17 protein-coding genes and 1 riboswitch are annotated in these 16657 nt (G+C 69.6%); of the genes, 8 read left to right on the top strand and 9 right to left on the bottom strand.

All coding sequences use genetic code 11. The annotated features are described in order from the left end of the window. Nucleotides 1-76: 76 nt before the first annotated feature. The gene (locus BLA15945_RS03590; RefSeq protein ID WP_155627138.1) at nucleotides 77-373 is read right to left on the bottom strand and encodes a hypothetical protein; all 297 of its coding nucleotides are present in this window, start codon (nucleotides 371-373) and stop codon (nucleotides 77-79) included. Between the two features lie 146 nt (nucleotides 374-519). Continuing rightward, a riboswitch (cobalamin riboswitch) is annotated at nucleotides 520-710 on the top strand. A gap of 107 nt (nucleotides 711-817) precedes the next feature. Between BLA15945_RS03590 and cobG the strand changes: the two genes are divergently transcribed. From cobG to cobJ, 4 genes are read left to right on the top strand one after another with little or no spacing between them, the layout of a single operon-like run. After that, nucleotides 818-2182, top strand: coding sequence for a precorrin-3B synthase (gene cobG / locus BLA15945_RS03585; RefSeq protein ID WP_320205688.1), 1365 nt, complete (start codon nucleotides 818-820; stop codon nucleotides 2180-2182). Continuing rightward, nucleotides 2175-2801 (top strand): precorrin-8X methylmutase, encoded by a 627-nt coding sequence (locus BLA15945_RS03580; protein WP_174991495.1) that lies wholly within the window; start codon nucleotides 2175-2177, stop codon nucleotides 2799-2801. The genes cobG and BLA15945_RS03580 overlap by 8 nt, the downstream gene beginning before the upstream one ends. Continuing rightward, nucleotides 2798-3532 (top strand): precorrin-2 C(20)-methyltransferase, encoded by a 735-nt coding sequence (locus tag BLA15945_RS03575; protein ID WP_059234199.1) that lies wholly within the window; start codon nucleotides 2798-2800, stop codon nucleotides 3530-3532. The genes BLA15945_RS03580 and BLA15945_RS03575 overlap by 4 nt, the downstream gene beginning before the upstream one ends. Continuing rightward, on the top strand, nucleotides 3529-5238 hold the full coding sequence (cobJ, locus tag BLA15945_RS03570) for a precorrin-3B C(17)-methyltransferase (protein ID WP_174991494.1): 1710 nt from the start codon (nucleotides 3529-3531) through the stop codon (nucleotides 5236-5238). Before BLA15945_RS03575 ends, cobJ begins: the two co-directional genes overlap by 4 nt. Before the next feature lie 6 nt (nucleotides 5239-5244). Here cobJ and BLA15945_RS03565 read toward each other — a convergent pair whose 3' ends face one another. Next, nucleotides 5245-6450, bottom strand: coding sequence for an MFS transporter (locus tag BLA15945_RS03565; protein ID WP_174991493.1), 1206 nt, complete (start codon nucleotides 6448-6450; stop codon nucleotides 5245-5247). A 94-nt stretch (nucleotides 6451-6544) separates the two neighbouring features. On the opposite strand from BLA15945_RS03565, the gene BLA15945_RS03560 reads away from it, so the two are divergent. Both BLA15945_RS03560 and BLA15945_RS03555 read left to right on the top strand, forming a co-directional pair. Continuing rightward, on the top strand, nucleotides 6545-7447 hold the full coding sequence (locus BLA15945_RS03560; protein ID WP_174991492.1) for a LysR substrate-binding domain-containing protein: 903 nt from the start codon (nucleotides 6545-6547) through the stop codon (nucleotides 7445-7447). A gap of 250 nt (nucleotides 7448-7697) precedes the next feature. Next, the gene (locus tag BLA15945_RS03555) at nucleotides 7698-9053 is read left to right on the top strand and encodes a chitinase (RefSeq protein WP_174991491.1); all 1356 of its coding nucleotides are present in this window, start codon (nucleotides 7698-7700) and stop codon (nucleotides 9051-9053) included. A gap of 129 nt (nucleotides 9054-9182) precedes the next feature. Here BLA15945_RS03555 and BLA15945_RS03550 read toward each other — a convergent pair whose 3' ends face one another. From BLA15945_RS03550 to BLA15945_RS03535, 4 genes are all read right to left on the bottom strand, one after another. Beyond that, nucleotides 9183-9926: an IclR family transcriptional regulator gene (locus tag BLA15945_RS03550; protein WP_174991490.1), complete on the bottom strand. Its 744-nt coding sequence runs from the start codon at nucleotides 9924-9926 to the stop codon at nucleotides 9183-9185. 61 nt (nucleotides 9927-9987) lie between these two features. After that, nucleotides 9988-11154, bottom strand: coding sequence for an acyl-CoA dehydrogenase family protein (locus BLA15945_RS03545; protein ID WP_174991489.1), 1167 nt, complete (start codon nucleotides 11152-11154; stop codon nucleotides 9988-9990). Nucleotides 11155-11296: 142 nt separating this feature from the next. Then, nucleotides 11297-12598 carry a CitMHS family transporter gene (locus BLA15945_RS03540; protein WP_174991488.1) on the bottom strand — a complete coding sequence of 434 codons (1302 nt, stop codon included), beginning with the start codon at nucleotides 12596-12598 and terminating at the stop codon, nucleotides 11297-11299. A 126-nt stretch (nucleotides 12599-12724) separates the two neighbouring features. Next, nucleotides 12725-13885, bottom strand: a complete 1161-nt coding sequence (locus BLA15945_RS03535; RefSeq protein ID WP_174991487.1) for a CaiB/BaiF CoA transferase family protein — start codon at nucleotides 13883-13885, stop codon at nucleotides 12725-12727. Nucleotides 13886-14165: 280 nt separating this feature from the next. Between BLA15945_RS03535 and BLA15945_RS37565 the strand changes: the two genes are divergently transcribed. Together BLA15945_RS37565 and BLA15945_RS03530 are read left to right on the top strand one after the other, a co-directional pair. Next, on the top strand, nucleotides 14166-14423 hold the full coding sequence (locus BLA15945_RS37565; RefSeq protein ID WP_059234217.1) for a hypothetical protein: 258 nt from the start codon (nucleotides 14166-14168) through the stop codon (nucleotides 14421-14423). A gap of 150 nt (nucleotides 14424-14573) precedes the next feature. After that, nucleotides 14574-14996, top strand: a complete 423-nt coding sequence (locus BLA15945_RS03530) for an NUDIX hydrolase (RefSeq protein ID WP_059234218.1) — start codon at nucleotides 14574-14576, stop codon at nucleotides 14994-14996. A 21-nt stretch (nucleotides 14997-15017) separates the two neighbouring features. Here the strand turns inward: BLA15945_RS03530 and BLA15945_RS03525 are convergent, their stop codons facing one another. The 3 genes from BLA15945_RS03525 to BLA15945_RS03515 form a co-directional block, all read right to left on the bottom strand. After that, on the bottom strand, nucleotides 15018-15344 hold the full coding sequence (locus BLA15945_RS03525; protein WP_059234220.1) for a low molecular weight protein tyrosine phosphatase family protein: 327 nt from the start codon (nucleotides 15342-15344) through the stop codon (nucleotides 15018-15020). A gap of 31 nt (nucleotides 15345-15375) precedes the next feature. Continuing rightward, entirely contained in the window at nucleotides 15376-15948 is a 573-nt protein-coding gene (locus tag BLA15945_RS03520; RefSeq protein WP_174991486.1) for a DUF1993 domain-containing protein, read from the bottom strand. Nucleotides 15949-16165: 217 nt separating this feature from the next. Further along, nucleotides 16166-16618 (bottom strand): YaiI/YqxD family protein, encoded by a 453-nt coding sequence (locus tag BLA15945_RS03515; protein ID WP_174991485.1) that lies wholly within the window; start codon nucleotides 16616-16618, stop codon nucleotides 16166-16168. Nucleotides 16619-16657: the final 39 nt, after the last annotated feature.

Here is a 16657-nt window from a genome sequence, read left to right as displayed (position 1 = left end):
AGCCGCCGTGCCGCTGCGCGTTGTTCCGTTGACGGCCGCCGCCACCGCCTGCCCGGGCGCGGATGCGGCAGCGATGTCAGCCGCGCGGCATGCCGCCGAGATAGTTCAGCAAGGTCAGATACATGCCGGCGATCGATGCGACCAGCAGCCAGCCGAGCAGCAGCCACACGAGCGGCCGTACGCCGCCTCGCCGGAACAGCCAGGTTCCACCTGCCACGATCGGCACGACGAGGCCGGCGAGCCCGACATTCTTGGGCCACTCCGCGGACGGCGCAAATGGAATCAGCACGAATGCGAGCAGCATCCATGCGGGAATGGCCAGCAACGCCAGCGCAATCCCCATGCCGAACAGCTCCGTCCTGCCGAGTTTCATCATTGCGGATCCCGGCGCGTCGCCGGTCGAATGCCGAGCCGCCAATCGTACCATCCACGCGACCGCGCGCAGTCCGCCACAGCCATGCTGCGACACGGTCCCGGCGCCAATCGCCGATGTCGGGCCGGTGCCGAAATCGGGTATCCTACGGCCGTTCGTTCGCCGGTGCCCTTCGGGGCCGAAGAGGGAACACAGGGCGCGTTGCGCGCCGCTGTGGCTGCCCCCGCAACTGTAGACAGCGAGCCGATCTCCCCCTCATGCCACTGGTTTCACCGGGAAGGCCGGGAGCCGGTGCCGACCTGTCAGCCAGGAGACCTGCCGGCCTGAAAGTGCGTGCGTGCCAGTCGGCGTCGGGCGGGGTGTACCGATGCGTTGGCCGCGGCGCGACACTGTCCCGGTATCCCGTTGAGTTCCGCCCCCGATTCGATTCCTGCGTCGCCCGTCGTGCGCCCGTCGGCTTGCCCGGGGCTCGTGCGCGTGGTCGCGGCCGCCGACGGCGGGCTGTGCCGGATCAAGCTGCCGGGCGGCCGGCTCGACGCGCGCCAGGCGCGTGCGATCGCCGCCGCCGCGCGTCAATACGGCTCCGGCGCGATCGACGCGACCAATCGCGCGAATCTCCAGCTACGCGGCATTCGCGACGGCGCTGCCGATGCGCTGACGCGCACCTTGCTCGACGCGGGGCTTGGCCCGCGCGTCGATGCGGCCGCGGACCCGGCCGCCGACACAGCCGCGCTTGCTGCAAGCGACGACGTCCGCAACATCCTGCTCAGCCCGCTCGCCGGGCACGATCCCGCCGCGCTTGTCGACAGTCACGCACTCGCCCTTCCGCTGCTCGACATGCTCGCGCATGAGCCGCGCCGTGGCGAGCTGTCGCCGAAGTTCTCGATCCAGCTCGACGGCGGTGAATCGGTCGCGGCACTCGATCATCCGCATGACATCTGGCTGGCCGCATGGCGCCGCGCAGACGGTGCGGTACGCATCGCGGCCGGGCTGTCCGGCTGCCCGCCGGTCGCGGATGGCGACCGTCCTGCGTCGGTCGACGTGTCGCCCGACCAGGCTGTCGCGCTGGTCCGCGCACTGCTGCTCGCGTTCCTCGATCTCGCGCCGGCCGATGTCACGCGGATGCGCGCCGTGCTCGCGACAGCCGGCGAACGTGCGTTACTCGAGCGCGCACAGCACTACCTGCCCTTCCCGCTCGCGGCCGATCCCGCGCTCGCCGGCTGGCGGCGCATGCCCGCTCACCCGGCGTTGCGGTTCGGCGCGCCCCCGTCGCTCGATGCAGCGCGCTGCAGCGTCGGCGTGCAATGCGTACTCGGGCGGCTCGACGCGGCGCAACTGGAACAGCTCGCCGCATTGGCCGAAGCCGACGGCGACGGCACGCTGTCGATGACGCCGTGGCAAGGCCTGTTTCTGCACGGCGTGCCGAACGAACGCGCACCGGCCACGCGCGACGCACTCGCGACGATCGGCCTCGTTTGCCAGTCATCCGACCCGCTTGCGACGTTCGTCGCCTGCACCGGCAGCGCGGGCTGCGCGAAAGCGCGCGCCGATACGAAACGCGACGCGCTCGCGCTCGCCGCGCACATCGGCCACCCGGTCGATGTGCACCTGACCGGTTGCGAACGCCATTGCGCGCTGCCGCGTCCCGCGACGCATACGCTCGTCGCGGTGGCGCCCGCGCATTACGACCTTTATCGGCGCGACGCGGCCGAGGGCCTCGGCGCCCCGCTCGCGCGCCATCTGACGATTGACCAGGCCGCAGCCCGTTTGGCGGGCGCGCGCCACAGCCAGGACACCACCGATGCTTGACTACATTCGCGACGGGCAGGAAATCTACCGGCAGTCGTTCGCGACGATCCGTGCCGAGGCCGACCTGTCGCAGGTTCCGCCCGACCTCGAGAAACTCGCGGTGCGCGTGATCCATGCGTGCGGGATGGTCGACGTCGTGTACGACCTGCGTTTTTCGGCCGGCGCCGGTACGGCGGGCCGCACGGCGCTCGCGGCCGGCGCGCCGATCCTGTGCGACGCGCGGATGGTCGCCGAAGGCATCACGCGCGCGCGGCTGCCGGCCGGCAACCGCGTGATCTGCACGCTCGGCGAGCCGGAGGTGCCCGACCTCGCACGGCACCTCGGCAACACGCGTTCGGCCGCCGCGCTCGAACTGTGGCGCCCGCATCTCGCGGGCAGCGTCGTCGTGATCGGCAATGCGCCGACCGCGCTGTTCCACCTGCTCGACATGATCGACGCCGGCGCCCCGCGCCCTGCACTGATCCTCGGCTTTCCGGTCGGCTTCATCGGCGCGGCCGAATCGAAGGCGATGCTCGACGCCGACAGCCGCGGCGTGCCGTACATCGCGCTGCTCGGCCGGCGCGGCGGCAGTGCGATGGCCGCCGCCGCGGTCAACGCGCTCGCGACGGAGGCCGAATGACGACCGCGCGTGGACAACTGTTCGGCGTCGGCGTCGGCCCTGGCGATCCTGAACTGATGACGATCAAGGCGCTGCGCGTGCTGCAGGCGGCGCCCGTGGTCGCGTATTTCGTCGCGAAGGGCAAGAAAGGCAATGCGTACGGCATCGTCGAAGCGCACCTGCTCGACGGGCAGACGCAGTTGCCGCTCGTCTATCCGGTGACGACCGAAGCGCTGCCGCCGCCGCTCTGCTACGAGACCGTGATCGCCGACTTCTACGATACGGCTGCCGAGATCGTTGCCGCACACCTCGATGCAGGCCGCGACGTCGCGGTGATCTGCGAAGGCGATCCGTTCTTCTACGGCTCGTACATGTACCTGCACGACCGCCTCGCGCCGCGCTACGACACCGAAGTTATCCCGGGCGTGTGCGCGATGCTCGGCGGCACGGCCGTGCTCGGCCAGCCGCTCGTCTATCGCAACCAGAGCCTGTCGGTGCTGTCCGGCGTGCTGCCCGAGCACGAGCTGCGCGAACGGCTTGCGCGCGCCGACGCCGCCGTCGTGATGAAACTCGGCCGCAATTTCGACAAGGTGCGGCGCGTGCTCGACGAGCTCGGGCTCGCGAAACGCGCGCTGTACGTCGAGCGCGCGACGATGGCGAACCAGCGCATCGTGCCGCTCGACCAGGTCGACCCGATGGCGTCGCCGTATTTCTCGCTGCTCGTCGTGCCGGGGGAAAAATGGCAAGGATGACGACTGCGCCCGCGATCGTGATTCTCGGGGCGGGCGCGCTTGACACCGCACGACGCATCCAGGCGCGCTACCCGGGCGCAAGCGTGCACGGCCTCGCGTCGCGCGTCGACGCCGACGTGCCGTTCGACGAACTCGGCGCGCACCTGCGCGAACTCTATGCGCGCGGCTTGCCGATCGTCGCGCTGTGCGCGGCCGGCATCGTGATCCGCTGCCTCGCGCCCGCGCTCGCCGACAAGGGCGTCGAGCCGCCCGTGCTCGCGGTCGCGGAAGACGGCTCGGCCGTCGTGCCGCTGCTCGGCGGGCTGACGGGCGTCAATGCGATCGCGCGCGAAATCGCCGCATGCGTCGGCGTCGCGCCGGCGATCACGACCAGCGGCGAATTGCGCTTCGGCGCCTGCGTGCTCAATCCGCCCGAAGGCTATGCGCTCGCCGATCTCGCGCAAGGCAAGCGCTTCGTATCCGACCTGCTCGCGGGGGCATCGACGCGTGTCGACGGCGCGGCCCCGTGGCTCGACGAAGTCGCGCTGCCGCGCGACGACGCGGCCGGGCATGCCATTCGCGTGACGCCCGACGCGTGGCATGGCGCACGCGACGAACTCGTGATCCATCCCCGCAGCGTGGTGATCGGCGTCGCCATCGATGCCGTGAACGCCGGAGAGGCCCTTGCCGCGCGCATCGAAGCCCTGCTCGCCGCGCAAGGTCTCGCGCGGCTGGCACTCGCGGCCATCGTCGCGCCGGTATCGGCGATCGGCGAACCTGCGCTGGAAGAAGCGGCGCAAGCGCTCGACGTGCCGCTGCGTTTCGACGCTGCCGACAGCAGCGCGCCTGCCGATGCGGCCACGCTGCTTGGCCGCACGTTGCGTGTCGCACACGCGCTGCGTCCGGCATCGAACGGCCTCGCATGCGCGGTCGCGTCGCATCCGGTCGATCCCGCCACGCTCGGCCGCGCACGCGGCCGCCTGACGGTGCTCGGTCTCGGCCCGGGCGGTGCTGCATGGCTCACGCCGGCCGCGCGCGCCGCGCTCGCGGAAGCGACCGACATCCTCGGCTACACGACCTACGTAACCATGGCTGGCCCGTTCCGCGACGACCAGCGCGTGCACGGCACCGACAATCGCGAGGAGTTGCAGCGCGCGCGCCATGCGTTCGAACTCGCGGCCGAAGGCCGGCGCGTCGCAGTCGTGTCGTCGGGCGACCCCGGCGTGTTCGCGATGGCCGCGGCCGTGCTCGAAGCGCTCGACGAAGCGCGCGACCCGCGGTGGGCCGCGGTCGACCTGCGCGTGGAGCCCGGCATCTCCGCGTCGCTCGCGACGGCCGCGCAGGCCGGCGCACCGCTCGGTCACGACTTCTGCGCGATTTCGCTGTCGGACAACCTGAAGCCGTGGGGCGTGATCGAGACGCGCCTGCAGCATGCAGCGCAAGCCGATCTCGTGATGGCGTTCTACAACCCGATCTCGCGCGCCCGGCCGTGGCAGCTCGACCGGGCGCTCGACATCGTGCGTGCGCACCGGGCGGCCGAAACGGTCGTCGTGCTCGGCCGCGATATCGGCCGGCCAGGCGCGACGCTGACGACAACGACGCTCGGCGCGCTGCGCAGCGACCAGGTCGACATGCGGACGATGGTGATCGTCGGCTCGTCGACGACGCGGCGCTTTGCGATCGGCAACGCGCGCGAGTGGGTCTATACGCCGCGCTGGTATCGCTGATCGCGACTAGCGCGTGAGCGTGCCGTCGCGCGTGCCGGCAGGCGCGATGCCGGACGCGCCGACGGTTCGCCAGAACCGGTACACGAGCACGCCGACGATGGCCTGCGCCGCGACCACGAACGCGACGCAACCGGCCCATCCCCAGCGATGCCAGCCGGGCACCGGCAGGATCGAGCCGAGACTGCCGCCGAAGTAATAGCACGACAGGTAAATGCCGATCGCCGTCGAACGCGCGCTCGACGCCGCCTGCGAGATGAACGTATTGGCCGACGCCTGTTCGACGAACACGGCGGTCGAGCTGAGCGCGAGACCGGCCAGGATCACCGGCACGCTGTCCGACAACGTCAGCAACGCCCCGCCGATCGCGAGCGCGGCCGCGGCGAGCGCCGGTGCGCGCGGGCCGCGATGCCGCGCGAGGCGGCCTGCCAGCGGCGTCACGACCACCGCGACCAGAAACACCGCATAGATCGCGCCGATTTCGACCGTGCCGAAGCCGAACGGCGCACGCGCGAGCCGCAGGCCGACGAACGTGAACGTCGCGACCTGCGACGCGAGCACGCAGGCGCCGATCGCGAACGACGCGAGCAGCGGGCCGCGCGTGACGATGCGCCACGACGAACCCGCCCGCGTGTCATTGGCGGACGCCCGCCGCGCGATCGCACCGGACGCCGGCAGGCTCGCGTAAATCGCGACGCCGGTGACAAGACACAGCGCCGCGACGACATCGAGCGCATGCCGCCAGCCCCACATCGACGTCAGCAGGTTGGTCACGAAGCGGCCGGCGAACCCGCCGAGCGTCGTGCCGGCGACGAACAGCGCGCTGATCTCGGCCGACGTGCCGCGATCGAAGCGTTCGCCGATATACGCGATCGACAGCGCAAAGACGAACGGCATGACCAGCCCGGCCGCAAAGCGCGCGCCGAGGAACGACGCGAATCCGGCCGCATGCGCGGACCACACGACCGGCAGCGCGACGGCCACCGCCGCGAGCGAGATCGCGACGCGCCGCTCGATGCGTGCGGCCAGCACGCCGACGAACGGCGCGATAATGGCGACGGCCGTCGTGGTTGCGCTCACGCCCTGCCCCGCGCGCTCCGCGCTGACGCCGAAGGCGGCCGCGAGTTCGTGCAGGATGCCCTGCGTCGCATAGAGATTGAGGAACGCGGCAAAACCGCAGAGAAAGAACGCGATGCGCGTGGTCCTGTCGTTCATCGGAAATGCCTTGTCATCGATGCCGACAGTCTGACGAGCGCGCCGCGCGCACGCCAATACCGTTTTCACCGCGATTGATACCGGAACGACAACAATGCTCGACTTGCGCCGCCTTCGCTATTTCGTGGTCGTCGCCGACGAACTGCACTTCGGCCGCGCCGCATTGCGCTTGCGCGTCGCGCAACCGCCGCTGACCCGCCATATCGCCGCGCTGGAAAGCGAGCTCGGCGTCCGGCTGTTCGAGCGCTCGACGCGCGCGGTGCGGCTCACGCCGGAAGGCGAACTGTTCCTTGAACATGCACGCAACGTCGTCCGTGCGGCCGACGAAGCCGAGGCGAGCGCGCGCAAGATCGCGCAGGGTATCGCCGGACGCATCGTGATCGGCTACGCGAGCTCGATCCCGATGTCCGGCACGTTCCCGGACGTGATTCGTGCCGCGAGCCGCACGATGCCCGACGTCGAACTCGCGTTCCGCGAAGCGGCGACCGCAAGCCAGCGCCAGCAGATCGCCGACGGCGCGATGGACATCGGCTTCGGCTGGGCGTGGGACGGTGCGCCCGGCGTGCCGGTCGCGTCGCTCGTCGTGTCGCGCGAACCGCTCGTCGCGGCCGTACCGGCCGGCAATCCGCTCGCGGACCGTGCGAGCCTCGACGTCGCGGAACTGGCAGACGAAACCTTCGTGACCTTTCCGCCCGGTTACGGTTCGGCGTTGACGGCGGCGCTCGACGACCTGTGCGCGCAGGCCGGATTCGCGCCGCGGATCGGCGCAACCGCCGCGCAGATCACGACGCTCGTGTCGCTGGTCGCCGCCGAACGCGGGATCGCGATCGTGCCGGGCTTCACGGCGACGCTGCAGCGCCCGGGCGTCGTCTACGTGCCGCTCGCCGGCACGCGTGCAGTCGAGCAGATCGTGTCGTGGAACGAGCCGTTTTCGTCGGCGTGCGTCGAGCGTTTCGTCGCACTCGCGCGTTCGCTGGCGCAGCCGGCATCGGCATGACGCGACGCCGGCAACGCTCGCGCACCGGCATGCAATCGATCGGGAAAATCACCCGCCCGATGTGTTGCGCAACGGTGTCGAATCGGCAAGATCGTTACGTATCGGGAATCAAATAACAAAAAGAACACCTAACCATTCACTATTCGGCGCGAATCCTCCAAGATGGGCACGCCGCCGGCCGGGCAGGCCCGGTCGCCCGTCCGGCGGCGATACGCAGGCCAGCGTATCCCTCTTCCACTTGGAGAACACAATGAACAACAATGTGTTGCCGCGTTTCATTCCGCGAGCACTTGCCGCGGGTTGTCTGCTCGCCGCCGCGAGCGTGTCCCACGGTGCAGGCGTCTATGCGCCCTATGTCGACGTGACGCTCTATCCGACACCGCTCGTCGACCAGATCGGCGTCCGGCAAGGCATCCAGCAATTCACGCTCGCGTTCGTGGTCGCGGGCAACGGTTGCGTGCCGTCGTGGGGTGGCGTGCAGCCGATCGGCAACGGCGCGAGCGGCGGGCTGCTCACTGCGCTGTCGACGTCGATCGCGAGCTACCGCGCGAAAGGCGGCGAAATCGCCGTGTCGTTCGGCGGCGCGAACGGCACGCCGCTGATGCAGGCCTGCTCGACGGTTCCCGCGCTGAAGACTGCGTACCAGACCGTGATCGACACGTACGGCCTCACGCATATCGACTTCGACATCGAGGGCGCGTCGCAGCAGGACACGGCCTCGGTTGCGCGCAACTTCCAGGCCGTCGCGCAACTGCAGTCCGACTATGCGGCGAAGGGCAAGCCGCTGCACGTCACGCTGACGCTGCCGACAATGCCGACCGGGCTCACGCAGGACGGCCTGAACGTCGTCAACGCGGCGATCTCGAACCAGGCCGCGTTCGATGCGGTGAACGTGATGGCGATGGATTACGGCCCCGCGAACATCGACATGGGCGCCGCCGCGATCAGCGCCGCTCAGGCGCTGTACTCGCAGCTCGACACGGCGTTCAAGTCGGCTGGCCGGCCGAAGACCCATGCGCAGCTCTGGCAGATGGTCGGCGTCACGCCGATGATCGGCGTGAACGACGTACAGGGCGAAACCTTCACGCTCGCGAATGCGCAAAGCGTGCTGAATGCAGCGGTCGGCAACGGCTACGGTTTCTTCGGCAACTGGTCGGTCGGCCGCGATCAGGCGTGCCCGTCCGGCGGCACGTATGCGTCGCCGACCTGCTCGGGCGTTGCACAGCCGCCGTATGCGTTCGCGGCAATCTTCAAGCAGCTGGACGGCAAATGGGGCGCGGGCGTCACGCAGGACCCGAACTACGGCGGCGGCTCGGACGGCGGCACGCCGCAGCCGGGCGCGCCCTGGGCGGCCGGCCAGGTCTACACGGCCGGCGCGACGGTCACCTACCAGGGCACGACGTACCAGGCGCAATGGTGGACGCAGGGCGACGTGCCCGGCCAGGCGGCCGTATGGAAACCGGTCGGCGGCGGCACGGCCACGTGGTCGGCGACGACCGCGTATTCAGGCGGCACCTGTGTGATGTACCAGGGCGCGAAGTATTGCGCGAAATGGTGGACGCAAGGCGACAACCCGAGTGCGGGCGGTGTGTGGGTGAAGTCGTGATGCCGCGTATCGGCCGTCGTTAGGCTCGCGGATCCATGGCCGTTCGCGGCGATCGCTGCCCGATCGCCGGCGGACGGCCTGCTTGCTGGCCCGCTTGCAGGGCCGTTTGCCGGCGCGCCTTGCCTTCCGTCAGCCGCGCGCGTGCTCGGCCAGCAGCTTGGCCTTCGCGTCGACGAGCAGCGCCGCATGCGTATCGCGATGCTGCCGGATCCGCTCGGTCGGCCCGACGACCGACAGTCCGTACCAGTCGCCGTCGAGCGTCAGCGCGACCGCGATCGCCGACAGTTCGGGCGCGCTCTCGCCGAAGTTCTCGGCCCAGCCGAGTTCGCGAAACCGCGCGGTTTGCGCGACGAGCGCCGGCAGGTCGGCCACCGTCGCGTCGGTGAAGCGTTCGAACGGCAGCTGCGCGCCGAGCGCTTGCTGCGCAGCGCCGGCGAGTTCCGCGAAAATCGCCTTGCCGATCGAGTTCGCATGCAGCGGACGCAGCTCGCCCGGCTGGCGCGTGTAGCGGATCGCCTGCTCCGACTCGACGACGTCGAGATACGTGACCGACCCGCCCTGGATCTTGCCGAGCACGGCCGTCTCGCGGCTCGCGTCGCGCAGCGCGACGAGGTACGGATGGACGATGTCGACGACGGGATCGGTCGCATCGATCGCGGCGGCGATCGTCTGCAGGCGCCGCGTCGGGTAGTAGCCGCCGCGTTTGCGCACTTCGTACAGATAGCCGCGGCTCACGAGCGTGCGCGCCATCGCGAGGCAGCTCGACGGCGGCACATCGAGCAGGCGCGCGAGTTCGGTGAGCGGCAGCGGCCGCCGTTCGGCGGCGAACAGCTCGAACAGGTCGAGCGTGCGGGCAACGAGTTTGACGTCCATGACGAGCGCTTGAATCGGAAACGGGAAACCGCGCGCCGGGCCGGCCGCCGGGTCGATACGGTCAATACGACTTCGGCAGCCCGAGCACCTTCTCCGCGATGTAGCACAGGATCAGTTGCGGGCTCACGGGCGCGAGCCTCGGAATCATACACTCGCGCAGGTAGCGCTCGACATGGTATTCCTTCGCGTAACCCATCCCGCCGAGCGTCGCGACGGCCGTCTGGCACGCCTGGAACGCGGCTTCCGCACCGAGGTATTTCGCCGCGTTCGCCTCCGCGCCGCACGTCTGCCCCGCGTCGTAGCGCGTCGCGGCCTTCATCACCATCAGCCACGCAGCCTCGAGTTGCATCCACGCCTGCGCGAGCGGATGCTGGATCGACTGGTTCTGCCCGATCGGCCGGCCGAACACGACACGCTCGCACGCATACTGCGTCGCGCGGCGCAGCGCGGCCTGCCCGAGCCCGATCGCCTCCGCCGCGATCAGGATTCGCTCGGGGTTCAGGCCATGCAGCAGATAGCGGAAGCCGTCGCCTTCGTTGCCGATCAGGTCGTCGCGCGACACGCGCAGGTTGTCGATGAACAGCATGTTCGAATCGACCGCCTTGCGGCCCATCTTCTCGATTTCGCGCACCTCGACGTGCGACCGGTCGAGGTCGGTATAGAACAGGCTCAGCCCGTCGGTCGGCTTCGCGACCTGGTCGAGCGGCGTCGTGCGCGCGATGATCAGCATCTTGTTCGCAACCTGCGCGGTCGAGATCCAGATCTTGCGCCCGCTCAGCACGTAGTCGTCGCCGTCGCGACGCGCCTGCGTGGTCAGGTGCGTGGTGTCGAGGCCCGCGTCGGGTTCCGTCACCGCGAAGCACGCCTTGTCGCGCCCGGCGATCAGCGGCGGCAGGAAGCGCGCCTTTTGCGCTTCGTTGCCGAACACCTGCACGGGATTCAGCCCGAAGATGTTCATGTGCACGGCCGACGCACCGGACAGGCCGGCGCCCGATGCGCTGATCGTGCGCATCATCAGCGCGGCCTCGGTCATCCCGAGCCCGGCGCCGCCATAGGCCGGATCCATCGCGATGCCGAGCCAGCCGGCTTCGGCGAGCGCCGCGTGGAAATCGGCCGGAAACCCGCCTGCGCGATCGCGCTCGAGCCAGTAGTCGTCGCCGAAGCGCTCGCAGATTTTCTCGATCGCGCTTTCGATCGCGCGCTGGTCGTCGGTCAGGTCGAACTGCATGGATTGCACTCCAGGAAAAAGCCGAGCGGCCGCGCCGCTCTCAAGAAAGCGCCAGGCGGCGCCAGGGTTGCCGCGCCGCGGAACGTCCCCTCGCAGGACTGCCCCCTCGGGGCACGGCCACGAAGCGGCACGTCTGGCGCGCTCACAACGGAAACACGCCAGCGATCACCGCGGCGAACACCATCAGCACGGTGGCGGCGAACAGGAACGGAATCGTGAATTTCTGATGCTCGGCAAGCTCGACGCCGGTCAGGCCGACGATCAGGAACGTCGCGGGCGTCAGCGGGCTCACGGGAAAGCCCGTCGTCATCTGGCCGAGCAGCGCGGCCTGCGCCATCTGGATCGGCGGCACGCCGAGCAGCTTGCCGCTCTCCGCGAGCACCGGCAGCACGCCGAAGTAGAACGAATCGGGATCGAACAGCAGGCTGAGCGGCATCGACAGCAGCCCGAGCACGAACGGCATGTGGCGCGCATGCTCGACCGGCACGTGCGTGACGACGACTTCCGCCATCGCCTTCAGCATCCCGGTGCCGGACATGATGCCGGTGAACGCCCCCGCCGCGAGCAGCACGCTCGCCATCATCAGCGCGGCCTTCGCATGCGCATCGATCCGCTCGCGCTGCGCTTGCACGTCCGGGTAGTTGATGACGAGCGCGGCGACCGTGCCGAGCATGAACATCACCATCGGATCGACGATGCCCGACACCAGCGTGACGAGCACGACGAGCGTCAGCGCGACGTTGATCCCGAAACGGCCCGGCCGGCGCAACGCGCGTTCGGCGTCGGTCAGCTCGCGCGGCGCGATCGCCAGCGACGCCGCGCCGGCACGGTCGAGCCCGAGCCGCTTCGCCTCGCGCACGCCGAGCACGTACGCAGTGCCGAACACGAACACGAGCCCGACGATCTGTACCGGAATCATCGGCGTGAAGATCGCCGAGCCGGGAATGTGCAGCGCCGCAGACGCGCGCAGCATCGGCCCGACCCACGGCAGGAAGTTGACGCCGGCCGCCATCGACGCGACGCACGCGAGAATCCGCCGATCCATCCCGAGCCGGGTATAGAGCGGCATCATCGCCGGCAGCGTGACGAGAAACGTGACCGCGCCCGAGCCGTCCAGGTGGATCAGCAGCGCGAGCAGCGCCGAGCCCATCACGATACGCGGCGGATGGCAGCCGATCACGCGCAGTACGCCTGCGATGATCGGGTCGAGCATCCCCGCGTCGGTGAGGATTCCGAAAAATAGAATCGCAAAAACAAACATGCCGGCGATCGGGCCGATGTTCTGCACGCCGTGCACAATGAACTTGCCGGTCTGCAGCCCGAAACCGGCCGCGAGCGACGCGGCCACCGGCACGACGATCAGCGCGACGAGCGGCGACAGCCGCTTCGTGATGATCAGGCCGAACAGCGCGACGATGGCGATCGCGCCGATCCATGCGAGCATGATGCGTCTCCTCTTCTGCCGGTAGTGCGTCTTTCGCGCGCAAGCCGGCGTGATGTCCGAATGATGGTGTTCCGGCCCGCCGGCCGTGCGCCGCAGCGCGGCACGTGCCGGCGGCCGCGCTGCCGGTCAGTTCCGGCGACCGTCGTTGTCGCCGCCGTCGGCGAACACCTGTGCCGCGTGTTCGTTCAGCGCGGGCGGCGGCCGCCGGTACGTCGCCGGCGTGCGGCCGAGCTTGATCGGCGACGCGATGCCGCGATGCCGGCCCAGCTCGACCTTCATCGCCCGATGTGCGACATGCGGATGGTCGAGCGCCGCGTCGAGCCCGAGCACCGGCGCGCACGGCACGCCGCGACGCATCAGCTGCTCGGCGAGCGCCGCACCGTCGTGGGCCGCCAGCGCTGTTTCGAGCAACGTGCGCAGCGCGGCGCGGTTCGCGCTGCGCGCACGGTTGTCGGCAAAACGCGGATCGTCGAGCCAGCCGCGCGTGCCGAGCACGTCGCACAGCGCCGCGAACTGCCCGTTGTTACCGACCGCCAGGAAGATGTCGACGCCCGCCGTCGGAAAGCTGTCGTACGGCGTGATGTTCGGGTGTGCGTTGCCGGTGCGCACGGGCGCGTTGCCCGAATGGAAGTAGTTCGGCGTATGCGGATGCAGGATCGACAGCGCGCAGTCGAACAGCGTCGACTCGACGAACTGGCCGTGGCCGCTTGCATCGCGCTCGCGCAGCGCCATCAGCACGCCGAGCGCCGCGTTCAGCCCCGTGACGAGATCGACGATCGGCACGCCGACGCGCAGCGGTGCGCCGCCCGCTTCGCCATTGACGCTCATCAGCCCCGCGAGCGCCTGCACGGCCGCGTCGTAGCCAGGCAGCCCGCCGAGCGGGCCGTCCGCGCCGAAGCCCGACACGCGGCAATAGACGAGGCGTGGAAAGCGCGCATGCAGCGCGTCGAAACCGAGGCCCCAGCGCTCCATCGTGCCGATCTTGAAGTTCTCGACGACGGCGTCCGCGTGCTCGAGCAGGCCGAGCAGCCGCTCGCGGTCGGCCGGTTGCGTCAGGTCGAGCGCGACGCCGAGCTTGTTGCGATTCACGCCGAGGAAATACGACGCCGTGTCGCCGTCGAACGGCGGCCCCCAGGTGCGCGTCTCGTCGCCGGACGGCGGTTCGACCTTGATCACCTCCGCGCCGTGGTCGGCGAGGATCTGCGTCGCGTACGGGCCGCCCAGCACCCGCGACAGATCGATGATGCGCAATCCCGCCAGCGCGCCCTGCTGCTCGTGTTCCGCCATGCGTCCCGCTCCTGGTTCCGGTTGATCGGACTGCCGGCTCCGGCGGCCTGGCGCCCCTGGCGCGCAGTCGGTCCGGATTCGACGAATATTTCTTGTGTGTGAATTTATATTCACACTCAGGAATTATGTTGTCAAGCCCGGATGCACCCGGCTGCCGCGCGGATAACGTCCCGGTGCGCAAGTGGGGACGACACCGAACGCAGGCCGGTTGCGGTGGCGCCCCGCCCTTCGCTAAGCTGGCGGACTACGTTCATCCTGAAAAAAACAAGGCGGAGTATTCATGAAACGGTTGTGGCTGGCGGCCTTCGTGCTGGCGTCGATGCTGGGCGTCGGACACGCGCAAACCCAGACTTTCCATTTCGGCGAAGGACAGACGCAAATGCCCGCCGCGGCGCCGCGGGCCGGTGCATCCGCTGCCCGGCCCGCGCCTGCGCGCCGGCACGCGACGGCGCGATCGCCGCATCAGCGGCACGCCGTTCACAAGCGCCGTTCGCACCGCGCGAAGCCCGTGCGCAGCGGGATCTATACGCATGCGTGACACCGTGTCCGGCGCGCTGCGCTGTGCACGGAACTGTCACGAACGGCCGGTAACATCGATGCGGCTGCCTGTATGCCGTCGCGGCCTGGTGCCGCACAACCCGCTGCCGGCGCGCATTTTCTCCACGATTCAGCACCTGTTTTGCCGAACATGAGCATCGGGCCGGATACCCTCGCCGTCACCAAGGAACGCGCCACCATCGTGTGCCGCCAGCGCAGCAGCGTGCTGCTGGTCGCCCGCACGGCGTCGCGCTGGTCGCTGCCGGGTGGCACGATCCGGCGCGGCGAGACGCCGCTCGAAGCCGCGCAGCGGGAGCTTGCCGAGGAAACGCGGCTGGAGGGGCTTGTGCTCGACTACGCGGTGCAGTTCGGCGGGCTGACGAAGCTCCATCACGTGTTCGTGGCCGAGGTGCCGGCATACCTGACGCCGCGCGCGAACAACGAGATCGCCCGCTGCAAGTGGTTCACCGTCGACCGGCTCGACACGCTCCATGCGAGCGTGCCGACGCGCAAGATCATCGAACTGCTGCGTCTCGACTGTTTTTCGGCGATCGTCAACGGCCCGCTGCGTTGACGGCGGTGCTGCCCGCGCCGGTCACGCGCGCAGGAACGGGCCGGCCTTGCGCTCGAGCAGCGCGACGAGTTCGGGCTGCATGAACGCGTAGCGGTCGGGAATGTCGAGGCAGACGATCTTCTTGCCGTTCAGATGCGCACCGAACAGCGTCGACAGCCTCGCCTTGTGCGCCCGCTCCATCACGAACACGATTTCGGCCCAGTCGAGCTGCTCGGCGGACAGGCGCGCGTCCGCGTCGGGCGCGAGGCCCGCGGAGTCGGTTTCGATGCCGGGCCACGCGGCGAACACCGCTTCGGCCGTCGGGCTGCGCAGCCGGTTGCGGCTGCAGATGAACAGTGCCCGTGTCATGTCGCTTCGCGAGCGCCCGTTGGCGGCCCGCTTACCCTGGCGGAATCGTGCCCGGCCGCACGTACGCGAGCATGTGCGGCACGTAATCGGCCTTGCCGAGCTCGACGCCGTGATGGCGCAGGATCGCGTACGCGGCGATCGCGTGGAAGTAGAACTGCGGCAGCGCCCAGTCGCGTGCGTACTGCTCGCCGGTCATGTCGAACGCGATCCCGTTCGGCAGCTCGAGTGCGATCGGCAGCGCCGTGCCGCCATCGAGCGCATCCGGCGCGAGTTCGCCGAGAAAGGCCAGCGTGCCCGCGATGATCGCCTGCGCGTCGGCGAGCGTGCCGGGCTGCGCATCCGCATTCCATCCCGCCTCACGCAAGGCCAGCAGCGCAGCCGGCAACGGTTCGCCGCGCAGCCGGTAGACGGGCTCCATCGCCTGGAAGCACGAGAAGCGCACCTGTGCCGCGAGCGGATACATGTCGGGCGCCAGCTTCAGCGTCATCGCCGCGTCGGGCGCGTCGCCCGCAGCCTGCCGGTGCGCGACAGCCTTGTCGAGCCACGCGGTCTGTGCGCGCAGCATGTGGGTGAAGGTCGGGATGAGAAGTTGAGTCGGTGTCACGCGTACGCTCCTGGGTTGGATTGTCGTTTGCGCCACGATAGCAGCGTCGACGCAAACACGCACCCCGGCCCGGGCGACGAGCGCGATTCGATGCGGATCCGGCGGTCCGGCGGTCCGGCGATCCGGCGATCCGGCGATCCGGCGATCCGGCGTTGTGGCGCGTGCGGGTCGCCCCACACGCGGGACGATCACGACGCGCGGCCGTCGCGCCCCGGCCTCAAGGCTTGCCGTGGCGCGCCAGGAACCGGTCGAGCTGCGATGCAAACGCCTTGCCGTCGCGCGCGCTGAACGGCGCCGGCCCACCGGTGTCGATGCCCGCGCTGCGCAACTGGTCCATCATCGCGCGGGTCGACAGGCGTTCCTCGATGTTCTCGCGGCTGAACCAGTTGCCGCGCGGGTCGAGCGCATGTGCGCCCTTGTCGAGGACGGCGGCGGCCAGCGGGATGTCGGCCGTGATCACGAGATCACCGGCCTCGACCAGCTCGACGATGCGCGCATCGGCCACGTCGAAGCCGGCCGGCACCTGGACGGCCTTGATGAACGGCGACGGCGGCGTACGCAGAAACTGGTTCGCGACCAGCGTCACGCCGATTTCGGCACGACGCGCGGCGCGAAACAGCATGTCCTTGATGACGGCGGGACACGCGTCGGCATCGACCAGTACTTGCATGGCGGGTTTTTCCAGTGTGCAGAAGCAGAAGCGGCGATC

Source organism: Burkholderia arboris (assembly GCF_902499125.1).
In the GTDB taxonomy this organism is placed as follows: Bacteria; Pseudomonadota; Gammaproteobacteria; order Burkholderiales; family Burkholderiaceae; genus Burkholderia; species Burkholderia arboris.
This window is presented reverse-complemented; position numbering and strand designations above follow the sequence as displayed.

Coding starts and splice junctions, on each gene's coding strand:
- BLA15945_RS03555 (WP_174991491.1), top strand. CDS start 7,698: ATGAACAACAATGTGTTGCCGCGTTTCATTCCGCGAGCACTTGCCGCG.
- BLA15945_RS03550 (WP_174991490.1), bottom strand. CDS start 9,926: ATGGACGTCAAACTCGTTGCCCGCACGCTCGACCTGTTCGAGCTGTTC.
- BLA15945_RS03575 (WP_059234199.1), top strand. CDS start 2,798: ATGACGACCGCGCGTGGACAACTGTTCGGCGTCGGCGTCGGCCCTGGC.
- BLA15945_RS03545 (WP_174991489.1), bottom strand. CDS start 11,154: ATGCAGTTCGACCTGACCGACGACCAGCGCGCGATCGAAAGCGCGATC.
- BLA15945_RS03515 (WP_174991485.1), bottom strand. CDS start 16,618: ATGCAAGTACTGGTCGATGCCGACGCGTGTCCCGCCGTCATCAAGGAC.
- BLA15945_RS03525 (WP_059234220.1), bottom strand. CDS start 15,344: ATGACACGGGCACTGTTCATCTGCAGCCGCAACCGGCTGCGCAGCCCG.
- BLA15945_RS03590 (WP_155627138.1), bottom strand. CDS start 373: ATGAAACTCGGCAGGACGGAGCTGTTCGGCATGGGGATTGCGCTGGCG.
- BLA15945_RS03530 (WP_059234218.1), top strand. CDS start 14,574: ATGAGCATCGGGCCGGATACCCTCGCCGTCACCAAGGAACGCGCCACC.
- BLA15945_RS03580 (WP_174991495.1), top strand. CDS start 2,175: ATGCTTGACTACATTCGCGACGGGCAGGAAATCTACCGGCAGTCGTTC.
- BLA15945_RS03540 (WP_174991488.1), bottom strand. CDS start 12,598: ATGCTCGCATGGATCGGCGCGATCGCCATCGTCGCGCTGTTCGGCCTG.
- BLA15945_RS03560 (WP_174991492.1), top strand. CDS start 6,545: ATGCTCGACTTGCGCCGCCTTCGCTATTTCGTGGTCGTCGCCGACGAA.
- BLA15945_RS03535 (WP_174991487.1), bottom strand. CDS start 13,885: ATGGCGGAACACGAGCAGCAGGGCGCGCTGGCGGGATTGCGCATCATC.
- BLA15945_RS37565 (WP_059234217.1), top strand. CDS start 14,166: ATGAAACGGTTGTGGCTGGCGGCCTTCGTGCTGGCGTCGATGCTGGGC.
- cobJ (WP_174991494.1), top strand. CDS start 3,529: ATGACGACTGCGCCCGCGATCGTGATTCTCGGGGCGGGCGCGCTTGAC.
- BLA15945_RS03565 (WP_174991493.1), bottom strand. CDS start 6,450: ATGAACGACAGGACCACGCGCATCGCGTTCTTTCTCTGCGGTTTTGCC.